The organism is Microlunatus speluncae, from assembly GCF_009299835.1.
GTDB classification, from domain to species: domain Bacteria; phylum Actinomycetota; class Actinomycetes; order Propionibacteriales; family Propionibacteriaceae; genus Microlunatus; species Microlunatus speluncae.
In genome coordinates this window covers 465,664-487,184 of sequence record NZ_VKCZ01000003.1, presented here as the reverse complement: position 1 = coordinate 487,184, position 21,521 = coordinate 465,664, and the positions used below count along the sequence as shown (strand labels likewise).

The 21,521-nt window shown below is 71.1% G+C and carries 17 protein-coding genes; 7 read left to right on the top strand and 10 right to left on the bottom strand.

All coding sequences use genetic code 11. The features are described from left to right. Nucleotides 1-4: 4 nt before the first annotated feature. From FNH24_RS05735 to FNH24_RS05720, 4 genes are all read left to right on the top strand, one after another. Nucleotides 5-343 carry a DUF7677 family protein gene (locus tag FNH24_RS05735; RefSeq protein ID WP_217428048.1) on the top strand — a complete coding sequence of 113 codons (339 nt, stop codon included), beginning with the start codon at nucleotides 5-7 and terminating at the stop codon, nucleotides 341-343. 181 nt (nucleotides 344-524) lie between these two features. Further along, nucleotides 525-2,510, top strand: a complete 1,986-nt coding sequence (acs, locus tag FNH24_RS05730) for an acetate--CoA ligase (protein WP_152361164.1) — start codon at nucleotides 525-527, stop codon at nucleotides 2,508-2,510. A 204-nt stretch (nucleotides 2,511-2,714) separates the two neighbouring features. Next, nucleotides 2,715-3,938, top strand: coding sequence for a Na+/H+ antiporter NhaA (gene nhaA / locus FNH24_RS05725; RefSeq protein WP_152361163.1), 1,224 nt, complete (start codon nucleotides 2,715-2,717; stop codon nucleotides 3,936-3,938). Between the two features lie 108 nt (nucleotides 3,939-4,046). Beyond that, nucleotides 4,047-4,499, top strand: a complete 453-nt coding sequence (locus FNH24_RS05720) for a phage holin family protein (protein ID WP_152361162.1) — start codon at nucleotides 4,047-4,049, stop codon at nucleotides 4,497-4,499. 7 nt (nucleotides 4,500-4,506) lie between these two features. On the opposite strand, the gene FNH24_RS05715 is transcribed toward FNH24_RS05720, so the two are convergent. From FNH24_RS05715 to nth, 6 genes are all read right to left on the bottom strand, one after another. Next, the gene (locus FNH24_RS05715) at nucleotides 4,507-5,028 is read right to left on the bottom strand and encodes a nucleotidyltransferase domain-containing protein (RefSeq protein ID WP_152361161.1); all 522 of its coding nucleotides are present in this window, start codon (nucleotides 5,026-5,028) and stop codon (nucleotides 4,507-4,509) included. After that, complete coding sequence (locus FNH24_RS05710) at nucleotides 5,025-5,615, bottom strand: TetR/AcrR family transcriptional regulator (protein WP_246186763.1); 591 nt, start codon at nucleotides 5,613-5,615, stop codon at nucleotides 5,025-5,027. Before FNH24_RS05710 ends, FNH24_RS05715 begins: the two co-directional genes overlap by 4 nt. Further along, complete coding sequence (locus tag FNH24_RS05705) at nucleotides 5,608-8,034, bottom strand: PEP/pyruvate-binding domain-containing protein (RefSeq protein ID WP_152361160.1); 2,427 nt, start codon at nucleotides 8,032-8,034, stop codon at nucleotides 5,608-5,610. The genes FNH24_RS05710 and FNH24_RS05705 overlap by 8 nt, the downstream gene beginning before the upstream one ends. Nucleotides 8,035-8,146: 112 nt before the next feature. Next, complete coding sequence (locus FNH24_RS05700; protein ID WP_175047861.1) at nucleotides 8,147-8,794, bottom strand: HD domain-containing protein; 648 nt, start codon at nucleotides 8,792-8,794, stop codon at nucleotides 8,147-8,149. Next, on the bottom strand, nucleotides 8,784-9,383 hold the full coding sequence (locus FNH24_RS05695; protein ID WP_425486879.1) for an NUDIX hydrolase: 600 nt from the start codon (nucleotides 9,381-9,383) through the stop codon (nucleotides 8,784-8,786). Before FNH24_RS05695 ends, FNH24_RS05700 begins: the two co-directional genes overlap by 11 nt. Nucleotides 9,384-9,468: 85 nt before the next feature. Next, complete coding sequence (gene nth, locus FNH24_RS05690; RefSeq protein ID WP_152361159.1) at nucleotides 9,469-10,236, bottom strand: endonuclease III; 768 nt, start codon at nucleotides 10,234-10,236, stop codon at nucleotides 9,469-9,471. A 129-nt stretch (nucleotides 10,237-10,365) separates the two neighbouring features. Here nth and FNH24_RS05685 point away from each other — a divergent pair, with 129 nt between their 5' ends. Beyond that, nucleotides 10,366-11,043, top strand: a complete 678-nt coding sequence (locus FNH24_RS05685) for a Crp/Fnr family transcriptional regulator (RefSeq protein WP_152361158.1) — start codon at nucleotides 10,366-10,368, stop codon at nucleotides 11,041-11,043. Between the two features lie 81 nt (nucleotides 11,044-11,124). On the opposite strand, the gene FNH24_RS05680 is transcribed toward FNH24_RS05685, so the two are convergent. The 3 genes from FNH24_RS05680 to pdxR all read right to left on the bottom strand — a co-directional run bounded on the left by FNH24_RS05680 (nucleotide 11,125) and on the right by pdxR (nucleotide 16,308). After that, entirely contained in the window at nucleotides 11,125-12,936 is a 1,812-nt protein-coding gene (locus FNH24_RS05680) for an ABC transporter ATP-binding protein (protein WP_152361157.1), read from the bottom strand. After that, nucleotides 12,926-14,788, bottom strand: coding sequence for an ABC transporter ATP-binding protein (locus FNH24_RS05675; RefSeq protein ID WP_246186761.1), 1,863 nt, complete (start codon nucleotides 14,786-14,788; stop codon nucleotides 12,926-12,928). Before FNH24_RS05675 ends, FNH24_RS05680 begins: the two co-directional genes overlap by 11 nt. A gap of 116 nt (nucleotides 14,789-14,904) precedes the next feature. Continuing rightward, a complete protein-coding gene (gene pdxR, locus FNH24_RS05670; protein ID WP_152361156.1) occupies nucleotides 14,905-16,308 on the bottom strand; it encodes a MocR-like pyridoxine biosynthesis transcription factor PdxR in 1,404 nt (467 codons plus the stop codon). Between the two features lie 66 nt (nucleotides 16,309-16,374). Here pdxR and FNH24_RS05665 point away from each other — a divergent pair, with 66 nt between their 5' ends. Further along, entirely contained in the window at nucleotides 16,375-17,343 is a 969-nt protein-coding gene (locus FNH24_RS05665) for a DMT family transporter (RefSeq protein ID WP_161606014.1), read from the top strand. Here FNH24_RS05665 and FNH24_RS05660 read toward each other — a convergent pair. Then, nucleotides 17,321-18,820 (bottom strand): S1C family serine protease, encoded by a 1,500-nt coding sequence (locus FNH24_RS05660; protein ID WP_152361154.1) that lies wholly within the window; start codon nucleotides 18,818-18,820, stop codon nucleotides 17,321-17,323. The two genes, FNH24_RS05665 and FNH24_RS05660, sit on opposite strands and share 23 nt — an antisense overlap. A 211-nt stretch (nucleotides 18,821-19,031) precedes the next feature. Between FNH24_RS05660 and FNH24_RS05655 the strand changes: the two genes are divergently transcribed. Then, complete coding sequence (locus FNH24_RS05655) at nucleotides 19,032-20,990, top strand: elongation factor G (protein WP_152361153.1); 1,959 nt, start codon at nucleotides 19,032-19,034, stop codon at nucleotides 20,988-20,990. The last annotated feature ends 531 nt before the right edge of the window (nucleotides 20,991-21,521 follow it).

Here is a 21,521-nt window from a genome sequence, read left to right as displayed (position 1 = left end):
CACGGTGACGACTCGACTGAGCCATTCCTTCAGTGGCGCGCTGCGGACCTTTTCCTTCTGGGTGGCCAACGGAACCCTCGGGCTGCCGGTCCTCGAGGGTATCGACTATCAGTTCGTCCTGGCCGAGGAACCGAGCGCCCTGGAGCAGGTGTACGCGATCTTCGCCAACGTCATCGTGATGGACGACGACGGAACCGTACTCAACGCCAAGTACGCCGAACGCCGCGCCGCCGAATGGCTCCGGTCCTACGTCGATCCGAACTACTCGATGGAGCCAGAGCTGGAGCACTGGGAGCGGGCGCTGCACGAGGCACCGCCGCGCGAGGATCCGGCCGGGCGATAACCCTGGACAGGGCATGGAACTGCCGGTCTCGCTCGGATTACGGTGTTCCGCGTGCATCCCGAGGATCGGGTCGCTATTTTTACTACGCTTGAATCAATTTATGGACGTGCCAAATTTACCGAGGTGGCGCGTCGAGATTAGGCTGGTCCCGGCCGGAGATCAATGAGGAGAGTGAGCCTAAGTGAGCGAGCCGCAACACAGCGAGGCACGGACCAATGAGGGTTTGGCGAACCTGCTGCACGAGGATCGCCGATTCCCGCCGCCCGATGAGCTGGCCGCCGCCGCCAACGTGACGGCCGAGACGTACGCCGAGGCCGAGGCGGATGGCGAGGCGTTCTGGGCGAAGCAGGCGCAGCGGATCAGCTGGGGCACGGAGCCGACCGAGGTGCTGGACTGGAGCAACGCCCCGTTCGCGAAGTGGTTCGCCGACGGCACCCTCAACGCGGCGTACAACTGCTGCGACCGGCATGTCGAGGCCGGCCTCGGCGACCGGGTCGCGTTCCACTTCGAGGGTGAGCCGGGCGACACCCGGACGATCACGTACGCCGAGCTGACCACCGAGGTGAAGAAGGCGGCCAACGCGCTGCTGGAGCTCGGCGTCAAGGCCGGCGACCGGGTCGCGCTCTATCTGCCGATGATCCCCGAGACCGTGTTCGCGATGCTGGCCTGCGCCCGGATCGGCGCGCCGCACACCGTCGTCTTCGGCGGCTTCTCCGCCGACGCGCTGTCGTCGCGGATCCAGGACTGCGGCGTCGAGGTCGTGATCACCGCCGACGGCGGCTACCGGCGCGGCGCCCCGTCGGCCCTGAAGCCCGCCGTCGACGAGGCTCTGAAGGCCTGCCCCGACGTCCGGTCCGTGGTCGTGATCAAGCGGACCGGCCAGGAGACGGCGATGGCCGAGGGCCGCGACGTCTGGTGGGACGACATCGTCGGCAAGCAGTCCGAAGATCACACGGCCGAGGCGTTCCCGGCCGAGCATCCGCTCTACATCATGTACACCTCCGGCAGCACCGGGAAGCCGAAGGGCATCCTGCACACCACCGGCGGCTATCTGGTCGGCTGCGCGTACACCCAGTGGGCGACGTTCGACCTCAAGCCGGAGACCGACGTCTACTGGACCGCCGCCGACATCGGCTGGGTCACCGGCCACTCCTACATCGTGTACGGGCCGCTGGCCAACGGCACCACGTCGATCTTGTACGAGGGCACGCCGGACACCCCGCACAAGGGTCGCTGGTGGGACATCGTCGAGAAATACAAGGCGACCATCCTCTACTGCGCCCCGACGGCGATCCGCACCTTCATGAAGTGGGGCGCCGAGATCCCGGAGAAGGCCGACCTCTCCTCGCTGCGCATCCTCGGATCGGTCGGCGAGCCGATCAACCCGGAGGCCTACGTCTGGTATCGCCACTACATCGGCGGCGACCGGACCCCGGTGGTCGACACCTGGTGGCAGACCGAGACCGGCATGCACATGATCTCCCCGATGCCGGGCGTGACCAGCGGCAAGCCGGGTGCGGCGATGCGCGCCATCCCGGGCGTCGGCGTCGATGTGGTCAACGACGAGGGCATCTCCGTCGGCGACGGCGAGGGCGGCTATCTGGTGATCACCAAGCCGTGGCCGGCGATGCTGCGCACCCTGTGGGGTGATGATCAACGCTACGTCGACACGTACTGGTCGCGGTTCGAGGGCAAGTATTTCGCGGGTGACGGAGCGAAGAAGGACGAGGACGGCGACCTGTGGCTGCTCGGTCGGGTGGACGACGTGATGAACGTGTCCGGCCACCGGCTGTCGACCACGGAGATCGAGTCGGCCCTGGTGTCGCACCCGACCGTGGCCGAGGCCGCAGTCGTCGGCGCCACCGACGCCACCACCGGCCAGGCCATCGTCGCCTTCGTGATCTTGCGCGGCGATGCCGCCAAGGGTGGCGAGGATCAGGTCACCGAGCTGCGTAACCATGTGGCGAAGGAGATCGGCCCGATCGCCAAGCCGCGGCAGATCATGGTCGTCGAGGAGCTGCCGAAGACGAGGTCGGGCAAGATCATGCGCCGCCTCCTCCGCGACATCGCCGAGAACCGCGAACTAGGCGACGTCACCACCCTGACGGACTCGACGGTGATGGACCTGATCAAGACCAACCTCGCCACCGCCCCCGCCGAAGACTGACCCGACCCCTCCCGGGCCACCGGCCCAACCAGACTCAAACGCGGCAGTTCGGACCATCCGCGGCAGTTGCAACTGCCGCGGATGAGTGGAACTGCCGCGTTTGGGTTGTAGGGGCCGCCGGGTAGGGCGGGATAGGGTGGGCGGCGGTGTGCCGGGAAGTCTGGTCGGCGATGATGCCGACGACCCCGGGGAGAGATCAGAGTCATGCCGTTGCGGAAGCGGATCGTGCTGTTCGGGCGGACGAGCGACGCTGACGCGCGCTCCGTCGCCGATGTGTTGCGGCAGGAGACTGCGGGCGGGGCCTTGATCCTGTTCGCCGCGGCGGTGGCCCTGATCTGGGCCAATCTCGGGCCGGACAGCTACCGGACCCTGGCGCACCTGCCGATCGGGCCCCTTGATCTTCATCACTGGACGGCCGACGGACTGCTGACGATCTTCTTCTTCGTCGCCGGGCTCGAGCTGAAGCGCGAGTTCACCGTCGGCTCACTGTCCCGGCCGGCGAACGCCCTGGTGCCGGTCGTCGCCGCGCTCTGCGGCATGATCATCCCGGCCCTGATCTATCTGCTGATCAACGGACTGGCGCCCGGCGGACACCCGCAGGGCTGGGCGATCCCGATGGCGACCGACATCGCCTTCGCCCTCGCCGTCCTGGCCGTCGTCGCGCCCGGACTGCCGGCCAGTCTGCGGGCGTTCCTGCTCACCCTGGCCATCGTTGATGATCTTGGCGCGATCCTGGTGATCGCCGTCGCCTTCACCGCGGACCTGCAACCGTTGTGGTTGCTCGGCGTCGTCGCCTGCGCCGGGCTGTGGGTCCTGCTGCAGTGGCGCCGGATCCGCGGCTGGTATCTCTATCTGCCGCTGGGGATCCTGTGCTGGTGGCTGACCCTGTCTAGCGGCATCCACGCCACCATCGCCGGCGTGCTGCTCGGCCTGCTGACCCGGGCCCGTCAGGGCGACCGCAGCCTCGGCTCGGATGCCGGGACGCCGGTCGACCGCTGGGAGCACCTGTGGCGGCCGGTCTCGGCCGGCGTCGCGGTGCCGCTGTTCGCCCTGTTCTCGGCCGGGGTGACGCTCTCCCCCGACGTGCTCCGGTCCATGATCACCGAGCCGGCGGTGATCGGCATCGTGGCCGGACTGGTGCTCGGCAAGACCATCGGCGTGTTCGGCGGCGCCGCGCTGACCGCCCGCTTCACCCGGGCCCAGCTCGCCCCCGATCTGCGGTGGTCGGAGGTGTTCTCGGTGTCGATCCTGGCCGGGATCGGCTTCACCGTGGCCCTGTTGATCTCCGACCTGGCCTTCGCCGGCACCCCGGAGCTGGCCGAGCAGGCCAAGGGCGCGGTGCTCTTCGCGTCCCTGCTGGCCGCCGTGCTGGCCACGATCTCGCTACGCCGGCGTACGGCCTCGCGGCGCCGAGCCGAATCCGACTGACAACTCGGTTCAAAGGGCGGGAGAAGGGGAACCAGGTGATCGCGGCCAGCCGGAGTCATCCGCCGAAGCGTTTCCGTTAGGCTCCGGCGGAGACGAGAGGAGCAGATCATGACCGAACCAGCGGTGGGCGACATCGTCAAGAACATCTCCGAAGACGTCAAGGTCCTGATCCAGGGCGAGGTCGAGCTCGCCAAGCGGGAGCTGTCCGAGTCGGCCAAGCGTGGCGGCATCGGTGCGGGGATGTTCGGCGCCGCGGGTTACTTCGCGATCAACGCCGTGACCCTGCTCTATTTCGCCGCCGCGTTCGGCCTCTGGGCGCTGACCGGCTGGCATCTGGCGGCCTGCTTCCTGATCGTCGCCGGCGTGCTGTTGGTGATCGCCGGCGTCCTCGCCCTGCTTGGCTATCTGTCGATCAAGAAGATCAAGGCCCCGGAGGCGACGATCACCGAGGCCAACAAGACCATCGACGGGGTGAAGACCGCCGCCCAGCGCGGGCTGGCCGCGGTCAACCAGCCGGAGCAGCCGGCTGTCGGTGTGGGACCCGCGGCAACGCCCCGGTGACCTGAGGTCAGCGCGCTCCGAGCAGTGAGCGGAGCAGGTCGAGGTCGCGCAGATCCTTGTCCCGCAACGGGCTCCCGTTGCGCAGCCCCGGATACTGCTCCTTCATCGCCACCATGCCGGCGACGCTCATGGCCCGGGCCGCCAGCCCCGCGAATTCGACCGGTTCCTCCGGGAACGAGCCCGCCGGGAAGACCCAGTCGGACCAGCGGCCCTCGGGGGTCGCGGTGCCGTCGGGTCGGGCGTCGAAGTAGGCGGTGCTGAACCAGGTGTCGCCCCAACTGAATTCGGTCGACTCCGCCGGCGGTTGGGTGTCCTGCCGCGCGGCGCCTTCGGCGATCAGGATCCGCTGCACCTCCGCCGCGTCCCGGCGGTCGACCCAGAACTCGATGTCACCGTGATCACGGGTGATCCGGCCGATCCGCGCGTCGAGACCCCAGCCGCCGAACAGCCAGGCCCGCCGCGCCTCGCGGCCGAGCACGGTGGTGATCCTGGCGATCAGTTCGAGTTGGTCACGGGTCTGCCCGTTCATCTGGTCACCTCTCCCGGGGTGAAGAGCGGCAGCACGACGTCGTCGACCAGTTCGGTGACGTCCAGCGGTCGGCCGTCCAGCAGCAGCCGGTAGCGCAGGATCGCCGGGCCGGCCTCCATCCGCTGGTTGGTGATCACCGCCGGATCGACCTCGCCGCGATCCACCGCGCGATCCAGGATCGCCCGCATCAGGGCCAACCCGCCGTGCCGGGAATGGCGTCGCACCCGGCGGTGGTGCTCCTCGTCACCGAGCGACTCGGCCCAGACCCCCCGCAGCGCCCGGCCGAGTGGACCGGCCAGCTCCGCCGCGAACCGGTCGAAGACGGTGATCAGATCGGTCCGCAGGCTGCCGGTGTCGATGATGGCGTCCTCGGTCGGGATCCGGGATTGGATCGTGTCCAAGATCAACTCCAGCCGGGTCGGCCAGCGCCGATAGAGCGACGCCTTGCCGGTGTGGGCCCGCTGGGCGACGGCCTCCATGGTCACCGCGGCATAGCCGTTCTCGGCCAGCTCCGCCAGCACCGCGTCGTAGATCGCCTGGACCAGCTCCTCGCCCCGTCGCCGTGGCTCCGACCGATGATCACTCACCGGCGGCAGACCCGTCCGCCGCGGTGACCCGGCCGGTCGTCCCGTCCACCCGGATCCGATCACCGGTACGCAGCCGGACGGTGCCCTCGCCGGTCCCCATGATCGCCGGCAGGCCGTACTCCCGGGCCACGATCGCCGCGTGCGAGCCGACGCCGCCGGTGTCGGCGACCACGGCCACGGCACTCTGGAACAGCGGGGTCCAGGCCGGGTTGGTGTACGGGCAGACCAGCACCTCGCCCGGCCGCAGGGTGCCGAACTCCGTCGCGTCGGTGATCACCCGGGCCGGCCCGGTGGCCACTCCGGCGCCGGCCGGAGTGCCGGTGACGATCGCGTCCCCGGTGTCGCCCGCCGGACCGAACACCGCCACCCGGTTGATCATCGGGACCGCCGCCAACTCCTCCCGGGCGATCGCGCGGCGGCGGACCAGCCGGGTCAACCGGTCCCGTTCGGCCGGCTCCAGCCGCTCCGGATCGATGATCGCCTCGAGCTCCTCCAGCCGCAGGTGAAACACGTCGAACGGCTCGGCCAGCACCCCCGCCGCCCGCAGCCGGCGGCCGATCTCGAGCAGGCAGCGGCGCAGCACCGGGGCCGGCCGGGTCAGCAGATCGTGCGAATCCTCCCGGAACACGGTGCCGGCCCGAGCCGCGTCGATCGCCGCGCGCATCGCGGCCCGGCGCCGCGGATCGGCCAGGCTGCGTTTGCCGAACACGATCGCCTCGGCCGCGGCGGCGCGATCGGCCGGAGTGGGCGGCTCGGCGCCGGCGGCCAGGGCCTTGATCGTGCCCAGCGGCGCCTCCGGCTGATCGATCCAGGTCGGCGGCGAGACGAGCACCGGGCTCGCCGTCTCCCGGTGGCCGAAGTCGGCGAGCAGCCGGTCGAAGTCGGCCGCGAGCTCGGCCAGCGCCGGGTCCTCGCGGAGTCGTACCAGCAAGGCATCGGTCGGTAGGTCCGCGAACAGCCGGGCCGCGTCGGGTGCTCGCCGTACCGCCGCGGCGATCTCCGCCAGCCGCTCGTTCATGATCGTGGTCGCCGTGACCGCCCCGCCGATCAGGTCGTCCAGCAGCCGGGTCTCCCGGAGCAGGGTCAGCCGGAGCCGCAGCCGGACCGCCGACACGGCGATGCCGGGTAGGAAGTCCTCCCGCACCGACCCGGAGAGCTCGGCCACCCGGAACAGGTCCCGCGGCCGCCGGATCAGGTCGCGCCAGCCGAGCTCGGCCGGGTCGCCGGACAGGTCAGCCAGCCGCCGCTCGAACTGTCCGACCCGCGGATCGGACCGCCACCGCGCCGGATCGAAGCGATGCGCCCGGAACAGCATCGCCGGCAGCGCCACCAGCAGCCGCGGGCTCGGTTTCGGCGACACCGGCTGCAGCCGGGTCACCACCCCGTCCTCCTCCGGCAGCAGCGTGGCCAGGTCGACGCGGAGCCCGATCCGGCTGACCAAGCGCATCATGATCCCGGCCGGGCCGTACGGCAGCCAGGTGGTGACGTCCAGCGGATACGGCCGCTGGACCAGATAGTCCGAGACCACGGAGGACGCCAGCCGCTGCCCGGCGCCGATCGCGGCCGGCGTCGGCAGCGCGGTCATCGGCCGGGCCTGGAGCAGCCGGAACCGCCCGTCGGCCAGCGCCCACTCGATGTCCTGCGGGCCGCCGAAATGATCACGGACGGCCGCACCGAGCTCGGCCAGCCGGCGCAGCTGATCGGCCGCCAGTAACGGCTGCCCGGTCGACGGGACGCCGGCCCGGAACTCGAGCTGCCGGCCCTCGGCGTCGAGCAGATGATGATCGGGCGTGACCTCGCCGGAGACCAGCGCCTCGCCCAGGCCGGCAGCCGCGTCGATCATGATCACGTCCCGTCGGCCGCTGACCGGGTCGGCGGTGAACATCACCCCGGCGACCTCGGCCGGCACCATCGCCTGCACCACGACCGCGATGCTGACCTCCTCCGGGTCGATCCGCAGCCGGCGCCGGTAGGCGACCGCGCGATCGGTCCAGAGCGAGGCCCAGCAGCGGCGGACGGCGCCGAGCAGGTCCGGCTCCGTCACGTTCAGATAGGTGTCCTGCTGGCCGGCGAACGCGGCGCCGGGTAGATCCTCCGCGGTCGCGCTGGACCGCACCGCGACCGGCCCGGCCGGCAGTCCGCGGTACGCCGACATGATCAGCTCGGCCAGCCGCGCGGCGACCGGCGCGGCTTCGATCCGCCGCCGCAGCTCGACCGGATCCTCGTCCGCGAGTGACAGCCCGGCGACGTGCTGTCGGTAGGCCGCAGTGGTGATCACGAAGCCCTCCGGCACCGGGAACCCCGCCACCGCCAGCCGCGCAAGATTGACCGCCTTGCCGCCCAGCCGCCCCAACTCGGTCCCGGCCTCGGCCAGGCTCCGGGCCACCAGCACAGGCTCCACCCCGATTAGAGAACTCATAGTTCTCTAACTGTACGCCTGCCGGTCACCCACCCGTCAACCAAATCCGACTTGTCAGAACTGAGTTGTGCCCTGACACAACTCAGTTCTGACAACTCGGCTCAGGGTCGGGTCAGGTGTCGTCGGGGTTGGGGAGGCCGAGGCGGCGGCGGAGGTCGGCGCGCTCGCGGTCCAGGTTGTCGCGCGCGGTCGCGAGCAGCTCGCGCCGGGCCTTGCCGGTGCGGAACAGCTGGGTGCCGGCCAGTCGATCGAGGACGTCGAGCCGGGCCGTCCAGAAGGTCTCGTCGTCGACCGCCGCGTACTCCTCCCGGACCGCCTCGGCGTAGGCCCGGTATTCCGCGCGGGTCCCGGCCAGCACGGCCAGGTCGGCGTCGCAGAGCAGCTCGCCCGCGGCGTCGCCCGGGCCGACCTGATGGGTCGCGGTGAGCCGGACCAGCCGGGTCACCTGGTTGACCTCCTCGATCTCCAGGCCGGCCAGATGCAGCCGGCGCACTGCGAGCCGCGCCGACGCCTCCTCGTTGCTGACCTGTCCGGCCGGGATCGCGTACACGGAATCGTGGAACCAGGCCGCGAGCCGGATCAGGAACAGATCATGATCACGTTCGGCCAGCCGATCGATCCAGCGCAGCACCGCCAGCAGATGATCTTGACCGTGATAGTGCCGGTGCGGCTCCGCATAGCGGGCGATCAGGTCGTCGCCCAGCTCGGTCTGCTCGGGCAGCACGTCCTGCCAGCGGGCACGCAGTTCTTCAGTGAGCATTCGTTCCTCCGACGTTGCGTCGATCGGTCAGGTAGCGCTCGGGAATCTCGACGGTACGGTCACGGTCCCACGGCTCGGTCCAGCCGGCAAGATCAAGAACGCCCTCGACGAAGTGGGCGGTGAGTCCCCAGATCAGCCAGTCGTCGATGATGAAGGCCGGCCCGGTGTAGCCGGAGGGGTGCCGCACCCGGGCCCGGTTGGCCGGGTCGACGAGGTCGGCGATGTCGATCATCCGGACCGACTCGACCTCGCGCGGATCCGCCGCCGAGACCGGGCCCGGCGTGTGCCACCAGCCGATCACCGCCGAGACGTCGAAGCCGCTGACCGCCACGTGCGCGGCCGGGAAGGCGCCAAGCACCGAGACGCCGGCGCGATCGAGCCCGGTCTCCTCGTTCGCTTCGCGCAGCGCGGCCGCGGCAAGATCAACATCGGCCGGCTCCACCCCGCCGCCGGGGAAGGCGATCTGACCGGCGTGGTGGCGCAGCCGCCGGGACCGCTCCACGAACAGGATCGCCGGCGCCGGCTCGGTTGCGATCAAGATCAACACGGCCGCCTGCCGGGCGCCGAGGCCGGGCCGGGAGCCGACGATGCCGGCCAGCCGCGGCCGATCGGTCAGGCCCGCCACCAGCGGGGACAGCAGCTCCGGCGGTCCGGCCGGATCGATCGGGGCCAGGTCAGCCACGAGGCTCGCGGATCAGCTTGGCCGCCTTCTTCGGGTCGGTCTCGCCCTCCCCGTACGCCGGGCAGAGCCGGGCCACCGGGCAGGCCCCGCAGGCCGGGTTGCGGGCATGGCAGCGCCGCCGGCCGTGCCAGATCACGTTGTGCGACAGCTGGGTCCAGTCCGCCTTCGGGAACAGGGCGCCGATCTCGGTCTCGGCCTTCACCGCGTCGGTCTGCCGGGTCCAGCCGAACCGGCGGATCAGCCGGCCGAAGTGCGTGTCGACGGTGATCCCCGGCACGCCGAACGCGTTGCCGAGGACGACGTTGGCGGTCTTCCGGCCGACGCCGGGCAGCGTCACCAGATCGTCCAGCCGGCCCGGCACCTCGCCGTCGAACCGCTCCACCAACGCCGCGCCGAGCTTCAACAGAGAATCGGTCTTCGCCCGGAAGAACCCGGTCGGCTGCAGCAAGGTCTCCAGCTCGGTCCGGTCGGCCGCCGCGTACGCCGCCGCGTCGGGATAGCGCTCGAACACGATCGGCGTCACCAGGTTGACCCGCCGGTCGGTCGACTGGGCGGACAGGATCGTCGCGACCAGCAACTCCAGCGGGGACCGGAAGTCCAGCTCGCAGTGCGCCTCGGGATAGGTCTCGGCCAGCTCCCGATTGATCGTGCGGGCCCGCCGGACCAGCGCCGTACGACTCCGATCGCGCGACGACGGCAGCTCTTCCGCCGCCGCCTCGAGCTCACCCGCACCGCGGGCCTGCGGACCTGAAACCTTCATGGCAGGTCACCCTACGCGGCGGCTCCGACGACGGTGCTGAGAGAGTGCATCAAGAGGTGATTCGATCCCAAGCCGGAGGCGTGACGGTACCCTTGGGCGCGGACAGGTGCTTGAAGAGCAGGAGGACGAGTGGATCCAGAGGTCTTGAAGCAGGCGCCGCTGTTCGCCGAGTTGGACGACGAGGCCGCCAGCACCCTCGCCGCGGCGATGGGCACGATCAAGGTCAACAAGGGTGACGTCCTGTTCCACGAGGGCGACACCGAGGATCGGCTGTACGTCGTGGTGAGCGGAAAGATCAAGCTCGGCCGGAGCGGCTCCGCCGGCCGGGAGAATCTGCTCGCGGTCCTCGGCCCGGGCCAGATGTTCGGTGAGCTCTCGGTCTTCGACCCCGGCCCACGATCGAGTACGGCCACCGCCGTCACCTCCTGTGAGCTGCGGGTGCTCGAGCACGACGAACTCACCCAGTGGCTGACCGGCCGTCCCGAGGTGGCCCGCGGGCTGCTCGGACAACTCGCCTCCCGGCTCCGCCGGGCCAACGAGAACGCCGCCGACCTGGTCTTCTCCGATGTGCCCGGCCGGGTCGCCAAGGCCCTGCTCGACCTGGCCAAGCGGTTCGGCGAGCAGCGCGACGAGGGCATCCATGTCCATCACGACCTGACCCAGGAGGAGTTGGCCCAGCTGGTCGGCGCCTCCCGGGAGACCGTGAACAAGGCCCTGGCCGACTTCGCCGCCCGCGGCTGGATCCGCCTCGAGCCCCGCTCGGTCACCCTGATCGACGTCGAACGCGTCGAACGCCGCGCCCGCTGACCCACCAGTTTCCGAGTTGTCAGAACTGAGTTGTGCCAGGACACAACTCAGTTCTGACAACTCGGGTTTTAGTGCCGGACGTCAGCGGTAGGAGCGGGCCTGTAGGTCGTACATCTCGGCGTAGTGGCCGCCCCGGCTGATCAGTTCGGCGTGGGTGCCGACCTCGGTCACCCGGCCCTGGTCGCAGACGACGACCAGGTCGGTCATCCGGACCGTCGAGAACCGGTGCGAGACCAGCACGGTGATGCCGCCATTGGTTTCGGCGGCCAGGCGCGCGGCCAGTGCCCACCGAAGGAACAGCTCGTGCTCCGCCGCCGCGTCCAGCGCCGCGGCCGGTTCGTCGAGCAACAGCAGCAGCGGCTGCGGCCGCATCATCGCCCGGGCCAGGGCGAGTTTCTGCCACTGACCGCCGGACAGGTCGACGCCGCCGGGCCAACTGGGCCCGAGCTGGGTGTCGAGCCCGGCCGGCAGCCCCGCCACGACGCCGGCGGCACCGGCCCGGTCGAGCGCCCGCGCGATCGCCGGCTCGCCGATCTCGGGGTCGGCCAGCGCGTCGAGGTCACCGAGGCCGACCGCGTCCCGGACCGGGAACTCGAATCGTGCGTGATCTTGGAAGCAGGCGGAGGTCCGGCGCCGGAACGCGACCGGGTCGATCCCGGCAAGGTCGGTGTCGTCGAGCAGGATCCGGCCGCCGGTCGGTCGATACAGACCCGCCAGGAGCTTGACCACGGTGGATTTCCCGGCGCCGTTGTCCCCGACGATCGCCACCGTCGCCCCGGCCGGAAGCGTCAGGTCCACCTCCCGCAGCACCGGCCGATCGGCACCGGGATAGGTGTACGACACCCGCTCGAGCCGGATCCCCCGCTCCAGCCGATCCGGCGCCTCGCCGGTGCCGCCGCCCCCGGCACCCTTCTCGAGGTCGGCCAGATAAACCAGCCGGCCCGCGGCGACCAGGCTCTGGAAGGTGAGTTGCAGCGCCTCCGCGGCGCCGGTCACCAGGCCCAGCACCTGCCCCGCGAGCACCGCGGTCAACACCGCGTCACCGACGCTCGCCCGGCCCGAGGCGGCCAGGACGACGACCAGGACCACGGCGCCGACGTAGCCGACCAGGAAGGCGGCCCGGCAGCCGATCCCGATCACGGCCGCGCGGAGCTGGAGCCGGTGGTGGATCCGTCGGACCGTCCGCTGCTCCGCGGCGAAGCGGGCCAGCAGCACGCCGGCGAGGCGGAACAGCCGGATCTCCTTGGCCGCGCCGGCGGTCGCGGTGAGCTCCAGCAGGTGCTCGGCCCGCCGCGCCGGCTCGGCCGCCCGCTCCTGGCCTTCGCGGAACAGCCCACCGGTCCACGGACTGACCAGCACCGCCGGGATCCCGAACAGCGGCAGCAGCAACAGGGCCGGATGAACGGCGGCCAGCAGCAGCCCCATCGCGAGCAGCCGGACGGCGAGCGCCAGCAGCTCCACCAGCCGGGGCACGACCGCATACAGTTGATACTGCTCGCGGCGCACCGCCTCGAGCTGGGTCAGGTGCTCCGGCGTCTCGTGCAGGTCGAGATTCGGCACGCCGGCGGCGACCCGGAGCAGGCGAAGATTCAGGCCGTACCGCAGCTCGCCGCTGAGGGTGGTGAGGACCCGGCCGCCGGCGTGGGCCAACGCGGCGGTCCCGGCGACCGAGCCGATCACCCCCGCGGCCGCGAGCACCAGCGTCGTCGGGTCGCGGTCGGCGATCCCGTCCAGCAGCAGTTTCAGCCAGTACGCGAACAGGGTCTGGACGATCGCGCGGCTCCCGAGCAGGACGAACGCCAGCACCGTCCGCCACCGGTCGGCCGACCAGGCGATCGCGATCACCGTGGCGGCCGACCGCCGCCAGCTCACCGTCGGGCGGTCACTCGGCATGATCAGCTCCAGGGTCGGGATCCGGATCCGTGCGGTAGGACTGAGCCTGGGTGGCGAAGAGCTGCGCATACCGACCGCCGGCGGCGACGAGTTCGTCGTGCGTCCCGTCCTCGGTGATCCGGCCCGCGGCCAGGACCACGATCCGGTCGGCCCGGCGCACGGTCGAGAAGCGGTGACTGATCACGATCGAGGTGAGCTCGCCGGTCAGGTCCAGGAACCGGTCATAGATGTCGGCCTCGGCCCGGACGTCCAGCTGAGCCGTCGGCTCGTCCAGGATCAGCACCCGGGCCCCGTTCTCCACCGCGGCCATCGCCCGGGCCAGGGAGATCCGTTGCCACTGGCCGCCGGACAGGTCGACACCGCCGGTGAACCGTCGGGACAGCGGCGTGTCGAGGCCGTACGGCAGCGCCGCCAGCACCCCGTCCGCGCCGGTGCGGGCGGCCGAGCGGCGGACCAGGGCTTCGATTCGATCATGATCGGGCAGCTGCTCGACCGCACCGAACGCGATGTTGTCGCGGGCGCTGAGCTCGTAGTGCACGTGGTCCTGGAAGATCGCCGCGACCGACCGGCGCCAGGAATCCGGGGCCAGGCCGGCGAGGTCGGCACCGTCGATCATGATCCGGCCACGGCCCGGCCGCTCCAGGCCCGCGAGCAGTTTGATCAAGGTCGTCTTGCCCGCCCCGTTGAGCCCGACGATGCCGAGCGAGGTGCCGGCCGCGATGGTCAGCTCGAGTCGTTCGAACACCGGCCGCTCCGCACCCGGGTAGCCGAAGGTCACGTCCTCGAAGCGGATCTCCCGGACCAGCGGCACGGCCGTGGCCGGTCCGGCCGGCTCCGGCGGTTGATCGAGCGGCCCGGCGGCTCGCTCCAGCTCGAGCACGGGCGGCACCTTGTTGGTGCCGAAGTCGATCAACTGGTCGGCCATCGGATCGGCCAGGGCCGCCATCCCGAGCAGCCCCAGCAACAGCACCGTGACCTGCGCCGCCGTCAGCTCACCCGCCGACCCCGCGACGGCCACGGCGGTGAGCACCACCGCGTGCGCGCCCGCGATCAGGAGCAGCACCAGGACGGCCCGCCGCAGCCCGACCCGGCGCGCCTGCGCCAGCTCCGCAAGCACCCGGGCCCACCGCCGGCCGAAGCGATCCGCCAGCCAGTCGACCAGTCCGAAGATGCGGACCTCCTTCGCCCACGCCGGCCGCACGGCGATCCGGCCGAGGTAGCTCGCGGCGCGCAAGGACGAGGACCAGAGGTCGACGTCCAGCCGCCGCGCGGTCGCCATCAGGGTGAGCCCGGCGACCAGCCAGACCAGGGTGAGCGAGCCGGCGGCCAGCGGCCAGACCGTCGCCACCAGGACCGCGGCGGCCAGGCCTTCGGCTAGCCGCTGCCACCGGCAGCACCACCCGTCGATCAGATCGCCCGGCTCGTCGCCGGCGATCCGGACGGCTCGGTCGGCGACCTGCGCCAGCCGCGGATCCTCGAACAGCTCCAGCCGCCCGCTGCCCACGGTCGCGGTGATCACCCGGGACAACAGGTAGTGCTCGTAGCGCCGGTAGAACGCCCACTTCGCGACCTCGTACGCCGACGAGGCCAGATCCTGGCCGAGCAGCACGATGGCGAGCATGATCAACAACCGGATCAGTTGATCACCGGCCGGCGTGCCGAAGCCACCGGACCGGATCACTTCGGGCAGCAGACCGACCAGGATCCCCAGCAGGGCGGAGAAGACGGCGGGCAACGCTCCGGACACCGCCGCCAAGATCAACTGCAACGCGACTCGGCCGGGCAATGATCGAACGACGAACCACAACGCGAGCCAGCGCACCCTCAGCCGGCTCTTCGGACCTTCAGTCAACCCGCACAGTGCGAGCTTGAACGACCCTCCCCGTTCTGTCAACGGTTTCCCCGATACTCCCCGGGGGTTCCCATCGCACAACCACCGAGTTGTCAGAACTGAGGTGCGCTATAGGGCTACTCAGTTCTGACAACTCGGGGGTTGGTCGGGCCGTGGACTGCTGCGGCGAGGGCGGAGACGAGGGTCGGGGCGATCGGGCGGGCGATGCCGAGGATGATGCCCGGGTCGCCAGTGCCGAAGAAGCAGGATCGGTAGCCCTGGGCGGCGATGCCGCGGTCGGCGAGGAAGGCCAGCGCCCGTTCCTCGGCGGTCGCGTCCGGCAGCGGGACCAGCAGGTGCAGGCCGGCCTGGTAGCCGCCGGGGTCGGGATCGAAGGAGTCCGGGGCCAGCCGCTCCCGGAGCTGGGCGACCAGGCTCGCCCGTCGCTCGCCGTACACCTGGCGCAGCCGCTTCACCTGCCGCTGGTACTCACCGCTGCCGAGGAACTCGGCCAGCGCGGCCTGGTCGAAGACGGAGGTGCCGAGGTCGGCGTTGCGCTTGGCGGCGACCAGTTCGGCGTGCAGGTGCGGCGGCGGGATCAGCCAGCCCAGCCGCATCCCGGGCGCGAGCACCTTGGAGACCGAACCGAGCAGGACGACCCGGTCGGGCGCCATCGCCTGCAGCACGCCGATCGGCCGGCCGTCGTACCGGAGGTCGGCGTCGTAGTCGTCCTCGATCACCAGCCGGCCGGCGGCCCAGTCGAGCAGCCGGCGGCGCCGGTCCGGGTCCAGCGGTACGCCGAGCGGATACTGATGGGCCGGCGTGACGATCACGGCGCCGGCCTCGTCGGCGAGGCGGTCGATGTCGATGCCGAGCTCATCGGTCGGGACGCCGACCACCGTCGCGCCGATCCCGCAGAGTGAGTCCCGGGCACCCGGCGAGCCCGGATCCTCCACGGCGATCGGTCCGGCCCCACGGGCCCGGAGCACGGTGGCCAGCAGGGTCAACCCCTGTGCCACGCCGCTGATGATCACGACCTGATCCGGCTCGACCACTGCGCCGCGGGTGAGCCGGAGCAGCTCGGCGACGCGCTCCCGGAGCGCCGGCAGGCCGCGCGGATCGCCGTAGCCGAGGTCGTCGGGACCGAGCCGAGCCGACCCGGATCGCATCGCCCGGAGCCAGGACGACCAGGGGAACAGCGCCGGGTCGGGAGTGCCCGGGCTCGGCGGGGGCCGCACCGTGGCCTCCCGGCGCGCCGGCCGGACCGAGGCCGCGCTGGGCGCGACGCTGCTGCCACTGCGTTCCCGGGTGATCAGATAGCCCTCGGCGGTGAGCAGTTCGAGGGCCTCCGACACCGGTCCGCGGGCGACCCCGAAGCCGGCCGCGACCGCCCGGCTCGAGGGCAACCGGACACCGGCGGACAGCCGGCCGTCGCGGACCGCGGCAGCGATCCCGTCGTGCAGCCAGGCCCGGATCCCGCGCCGGGTCCGCGGGCCGAGCAGCAGCCGCAGGTCCTCCGGGGCAATCGTCGCGTCCGCCATCTGGTCTATAAAAACATGGCTGGACTGGATCTGGAAGTAGGCCCAGTGAGTTCCTACCGTGAAGCCATGTCGCCCCGTGTCACCGGCTCCCTGCTCTGTGCCCTCGCCTGCGTCGGGGTCGGCGCGTCGATCTCGATCACGACGTTGATGCGGGACTTCCCGATCTTCGGCGGGCAGGCGGTGCGCTATCTGGGCACCGCGTTGATCCTGGCCCTGCTGCTGCGGCTCCGCGGGGTGCCGTGGCTGCGTCCGTCGGTGGTCGACCTGTTACGGCTGCTGGCCCTGGCCGGCAGCGGCATGGTCGGCTTCAACCTGATCTTGATCCCGGCCACCCACTTCGCCAGCCCGTCGCTGATCGGCGCCATCCTCGGTTGTGCCCCGTTGATCATGGCGATCGTCGGGCCGCTGGTGCAGCGGCAGCGGCCGCGCCTCGGAGTGATCGGCTGCGCCGCCGTGGTGCTGGTCGGGATCGTGATCATCGAGGGAGTCGGCGGCGGCTCACTGCTCGGCACTCTGCTGGCGATCGGGGTGCTGCTCGGCGAGCTCGGCTTCTCGCTGCTGGCGATCCCGCTGCTGCCGCGGTACGGACCGCTGCGGGTCTCCTGCTATGCCAGCTTCCTCAGCGCCGCCGTCCTGCTGATCATGGGCATGATCGCCCCCGGCCCACTGCTCCGCTGGCCGACCCTGACCGAGGCGGTGGCACTGGCGATCATGGGGTTGATCTTCACGCCCGGCGCCTTCGCCGCCTGGTATGCGGGCCTGCAGCGGCTCGGCGCGGCGTCGGCCGGGCTGTGGATCGGAGTGATCCCGCTGGCCGCGATGGGCGCGTCGGTCGCCCTCGGCTGGGAGTCGATCACCATCCCCGGCATGATCGGCTCTGTCCTGATCGGCGCTGGCGTGACCACCGGCCTCCTCATCAACCGCCCACCACCACAACCCCCAGCCGACTTGTCAGAACTGAGTTGCCCTGGGGCACAACTCAGTTCTGACAAGTCGGCTGATGGTGGGGGTGTTACTGCGCGGAGTCGAGGGTGACGGTCGCGGTGTGCGTTTGACCGTCGCGCTGGTAGGTGACCTCGACCTGGGTGCCGGGAGCGTAGAACCGGATCGCCGCGATCAGGCCGTCGGCACTGGTGACGCGGAAGTCGTTGATCTTGGTCACCTGATCACCGGCCTGCAGTCCGGCCTTGGCCGCGGCGCTGCCGGAGGCGACGCTCTGCAGCGGGATGCCGGTCGGATCTTCCTGCTGGCTGCCCGCGCCGGCGACCGTGACGCCGAGGCTGGCGTCGGTCGAACGGCCGTCCTTGATCAACTCGGCGGCGACCCGGGTGGCCACGTCCGCCGGGATGGCGAAGCCGATCCCGATGTTGCCAGATTCCTGGTCGTTGGAGCCGGAGCCGGCGATTGCGGAGTTGATGCCGACCACCGCGCCGTTGAGGTCGACCAGCGGTCCACCGGAGTTGCCGTGGTTGATCGCCGCGTCGGTCTGGACGCCGAGGTAGACCGCCTCGCCGCTGTCGCCGGAGCGGACCGGCCGCGCGGTGTTGGAGATGATGCCGCTGGTCACCGACTCGGACAGGCCGAGCGGGGCACCGACGGCGACCACGGTCTGGCCGACCTCGACCGAGGCGGAGGTCGCGAAGGTCGCCGGCACCAGTCCGTCGACGCCGGAGATCTTGATCACCGCGAGGTCGTTGTTCGGCGAGGTGCCGACCACCGTCGCGTCGACCACGCGGCCGTCGGGCAACGTCACCTTGATCTGGCTGCCCTGGCCGGCACCGGCCACCACGTGATCATTGGTCAGGATGTGCCCCGCCTGGTCGAGCACGATCCCGGTGCCGCCGACCGTGCCCTGGCCGGACTGGACGTTGATCGTCACCACCGACTGGCTGATCTTCTCCGCGGCGGCGGTGATCGAGCCGTCCAGCTTCGGGCTGTCCGCCGCGGGCAGCGTCGAGACCCGGATCGGTGACTGGAGCGCGCCACCGGCACTGGCCGCGGCAAAGCCGCCGATGCCCGCCCCGGCGCCGATCACCGCCGACAACGCGGCGGCGACCAGCAGGGTCGCGGCGCGGGGACGGTTGCTGCTCTTCGTCTTGGTCGCGAAGGCCGACACCGGCGGGACGTTCGGGGGTGCCGGAAAACTGCCCGCCGGAGCGGACGGCCCGTAGCCGGACCCGCCCGGCGCACCGAACGGCGGAGTGTTCAGCCCGGACTGGTTGCCCCAGTGCGGAGCGACGTGGGGCGCCTGGTGCTGAGCGGCCCCCGGGTGCTGGCCCGGTGCCTGGTGCTGAGCTGATCCCTGCTGCTGAGCTGATCCCTGCTGCTGGGCCGATCCCGGCTGGAAGGCCGGGCCCTGCTGGAAGGTCGGGTTCGGCTGCTGGGCGGGCGGCGTCGAGTGCTGGGCGGGCGTCGACTGGGGTGCGGACGGCGCGGGAGTGGCGGGGTCCGTGGCGGAGGTCGGGGGTACGAAGTGGGGGTCGGACGGCCCCTGCTGTTCCATGTTGTCCATGTCTTCGACCGTCTCTCCGGACCCTGTGCCCATGCTGTGCGCCGCGGATGAGACCACTGAGAGCCCGAAACGACCGTAAATGTTGTTGACAACGACCGGCGGACCGACTGGACTCGACCCCGAGCCGGCAGGACGTCGGTAGTTCAGCCCTGAGGAGATTCGATGCGCGTTCACGTGATCCTGACCACCGTCACGTCGAACACGAGGACCAATGCATCGAGCCCACTCTCCGGAGACCGCCGGACCAGCTGACCCGTCCGACCGGCCGGCACCGTCCCGCCGCTGGCTGAATCTCGGCGTGCTCGCGCACGTCGACGCCGGCAAGACCAGCCTGACCGAGGCGCTGCTGCACGCCGGCGGCGCCGTTGATCAACTCGGCCGGGTCGACGACGGCACCACCCAGACCGACACCCTGGCGCTGGAACGCCGTCGCGGCATCACGATCCGGACCGCCGTCGCCAGCTTCGCCGTCGGCGACGTCACGGTGAATCTGGTCGACACGCCCGGCCACCCCGATTTCATCGCCGAGGTCGACCGCTCGCTCGCCGTGCTGGACGGCGCGATCGTCGTCCTGTCCGCGGTCGAAGGCGTGCAGGCGCAGACGATCGTGCTGTTCCGGGCCCTGCGCCGGCTGGGCATCCCCGCCGTCTTCATGATCAACAAGATCGACCGCAGCGGCGCCGATCCCGAGCGGGTGCTGGCCGGGATCAGGCGCCGGCTGACCGCGGCGGTGGTCCCGCTCGGGGTCGCCCGTGATCAAGGTACGGCCGCCGCGGCCCTGCACCCGCACGACTGGACCGATCCCGCGCTGGCCGAAGCGACCACCGCAATGCTGGCCGAACTCGACGACGCGGTGCTCGCCGCCTGGGTCGATCAGGGCCGGGCCCTGGACCCGGCGAGCCTCTGGGCCGCCCTGGGCCGGCTGACCCGGCGCGGCACCGTCCATCCGGTCCTCTTCGGGTCGGCCGTGACCGGGGCCGGCGTGCCCGAGGTGATCACCACGGCCACCTCGCTGCTGCCGGCCGAGTCGGCCGACGCCGCCGCGCCGATGACCGGTCAGGTGTTCAAGATCGAACGTGCCACCGACGGCTCCCGGGTCTGTTCGGTGCGCCTCCGCGCGGGCACGCTCGGGGTCCGCGACCCCGTCCGGGTCGGCGAGGCCGAGGTCGGCCGGGTGACCCGGCTCGAGGTGCACGAACCCGGCGGGGCGGTGACGCGCGACCGCGCGCTCGCCGGCCAGATCGCCCGGGTCCACGGGCTCACCGAGGCGCGGCTGGGTGATCGGCTCGGCGTCGACCTGGCCGGGCTGCCGGAGCTCAACTTCGCCCCGCCCGCCCTGGAGACCACAGTGCAGGCCCGTGATCATGCCCAACAACTAGCCCTGCACACGGCCCTGGCCGAGTTGGCCGACCGGGATCCCTTGATCAGGCTTCGGCCGGATGCCGACGGCGCTTCCCGGATCAGCGTCTACGGCGAGGTGCAGCAACAGGTGATCGCCGACACGTTGGCGCTCGAGCACGGGATCGAGGTCGACTTCCGCTCGACCATGATCATCTGCGTCGAGCGACCGGCCGGGGCCGGCAGTGCCGTGGTGCGGATGGGCGATCCCGATCACTTCCTCGGGGCCGGGGTCGGGCTGACCGTCGAGCCCAACCGGTCCGGCGCCGGGCTGGAATTGATCTTGGACCTCCCGCTGTCCCAGGTGCCGATGCACGTCTATTCGACGGTCGGGGCGTTCCAGGAGGCGATGCTGCGCTATCTGGAGGAGCCGCTGACGAACGGCCCGCAGGGCTGGCAGGTCACCGATCTCCGGGTCACGGTGACCGAGATGGACTTCGTCCCGCCCGGGCCGTCCGCCGCCCACGCTCGGCTCACCGCCCAGCTGGTCGTCGCCGAGGCGGTCCGCCAGGCCGGCACGATCGTTTGTGAGCCGGTCGACCGGTTCCGGCTCGAGACCCCGGCCGACGCCCTCTCCGGCACCCTCGGCCTGCTCGGCCGGCACCGCGCCATCCCCGGGACGCCGCTGATCAAGGACTCGCTGGCCGAGCTGACCGGAACCATCCCGACCGCCGAGCTGGACGCGGTGCGCCGTCAGTTGCACAGCGCCACCCACGGCGAGGGGCTTCTCGAGTCCAAACTCGATCACTACGTGCCGCGACGATCGGGATGATCATCCGCTGGTTCCCTGGGCCCTGTCGCCGCTTGTTCGTTCCCAGAGCCTGTCGAAGGGCAGGCCAGACGGTGCCCCTCCGGTTTCGGCCTGACGGCCGGGGAAAGACGCGCCAAGGACGGTCCGGTCAAGGCGGTCCGCAGCGTCATGCGGCCGGGCGCCGGTTGGGCGGCGAAAGTCGCCGGCTGCGCATCGACTGTGACGTTTCCCGCCCGTTCCGTTCCGGTTGAGCCGGGAAACGTCACAGTCGATGATCCCGACCACGACCCAACCGGCACCCGGACGGACGTTCCTAAGAACCGCCCTAACCCGCCCGTCCTTGGCGCGTCTTTCTAATCCTCGGCGCGCACCGAGCGGACTTGCCCGGGCGAACCCGGGCGCGGCAAATCCTGCCGTTCCCGGGTCCACTCGACGGGTGCACAGGTTCCGTGACCCGAACCCGAGACAGCGCTTGCCTGGCTTGCCCTTCGACAGGCTCAGGGAACGAACAACGGGGACAGGGCTCAGGGAACGAACACACCACGGCTCAGG

What these genes read in the sequence shown, in the direction of transcription:
- FNH24_RS05665 (WP_161606014.1), top strand. Translation starts at nt 16,375, where the DNA reads ATGTCGCCCCGTGTCACCGGCTCCCTGCTCTGTGCCCTCGCCTGCGTC.
- FNH24_RS05655 (WP_152361153.1), top strand. Translation starts at nt 19,032, where the DNA reads ATGCATCGAGCCCACTCTCCGGAGACCGCCGGACCAGCTGACCCGTCC.
- FNH24_RS05660 (WP_152361154.1), bottom strand. Translation starts at nt 18,820, where the DNA reads ATGGACAACATGGAACAGCAGGGGCCGTCCGACCCCCACTTCGTACCC.
- FNH24_RS05705 (WP_152361160.1), bottom strand. Translation starts at nt 8,034, where the DNA reads ATGAGTTCTCTAATCGGGGTGGAGCCTGTGCTGGTGGCCCGGAGCCTG.
- nth (WP_152361159.1), bottom strand. Translation starts at nt 10,236, where the DNA reads ATGAAGGTTTCAGGTCCGCAGGCCCGCGGTGCGGGTGAGCTCGAGGCG.
- FNH24_RS05715 (WP_152361161.1), bottom strand. Translation starts at nt 5,028, where the DNA reads ATGAACGGGCAGACCCGTGACCAACTCGAACTGATCGCCAGGATCACC.
- FNH24_RS05700 (WP_175047861.1), bottom strand. Translation starts at nt 8,794, where the DNA reads ATGCTCACTGAAGAACTGCGTGCCCGCTGGCAGGACGTGCTGCCCGAG.
- nhaA (WP_152361163.1), top strand. Translation starts at nt 2,715, where the DNA reads ATGCCGTTGCGGAAGCGGATCGTGCTGTTCGGGCGGACGAGCGACGCT.
- pdxR (WP_152361156.1), bottom strand. Translation starts at nt 16,308, where the DNA reads ATGGCGGACGCGACGATTGCCCCGGAGGACCTGCGGCTGCTGCTCGGC.
- FNH24_RS05720 (WP_152361162.1), top strand. Translation starts at nt 4,047, where the DNA reads ATGACCGAACCAGCGGTGGGCGACATCGTCAAGAACATCTCCGAAGAC.
- FNH24_RS05680 (WP_152361157.1), bottom strand. Translation starts at nt 12,936, where the DNA reads ATGCCGAGTGACCGCCCGACGGTGAGCTGGCGGCGGTCGGCCGCCACG.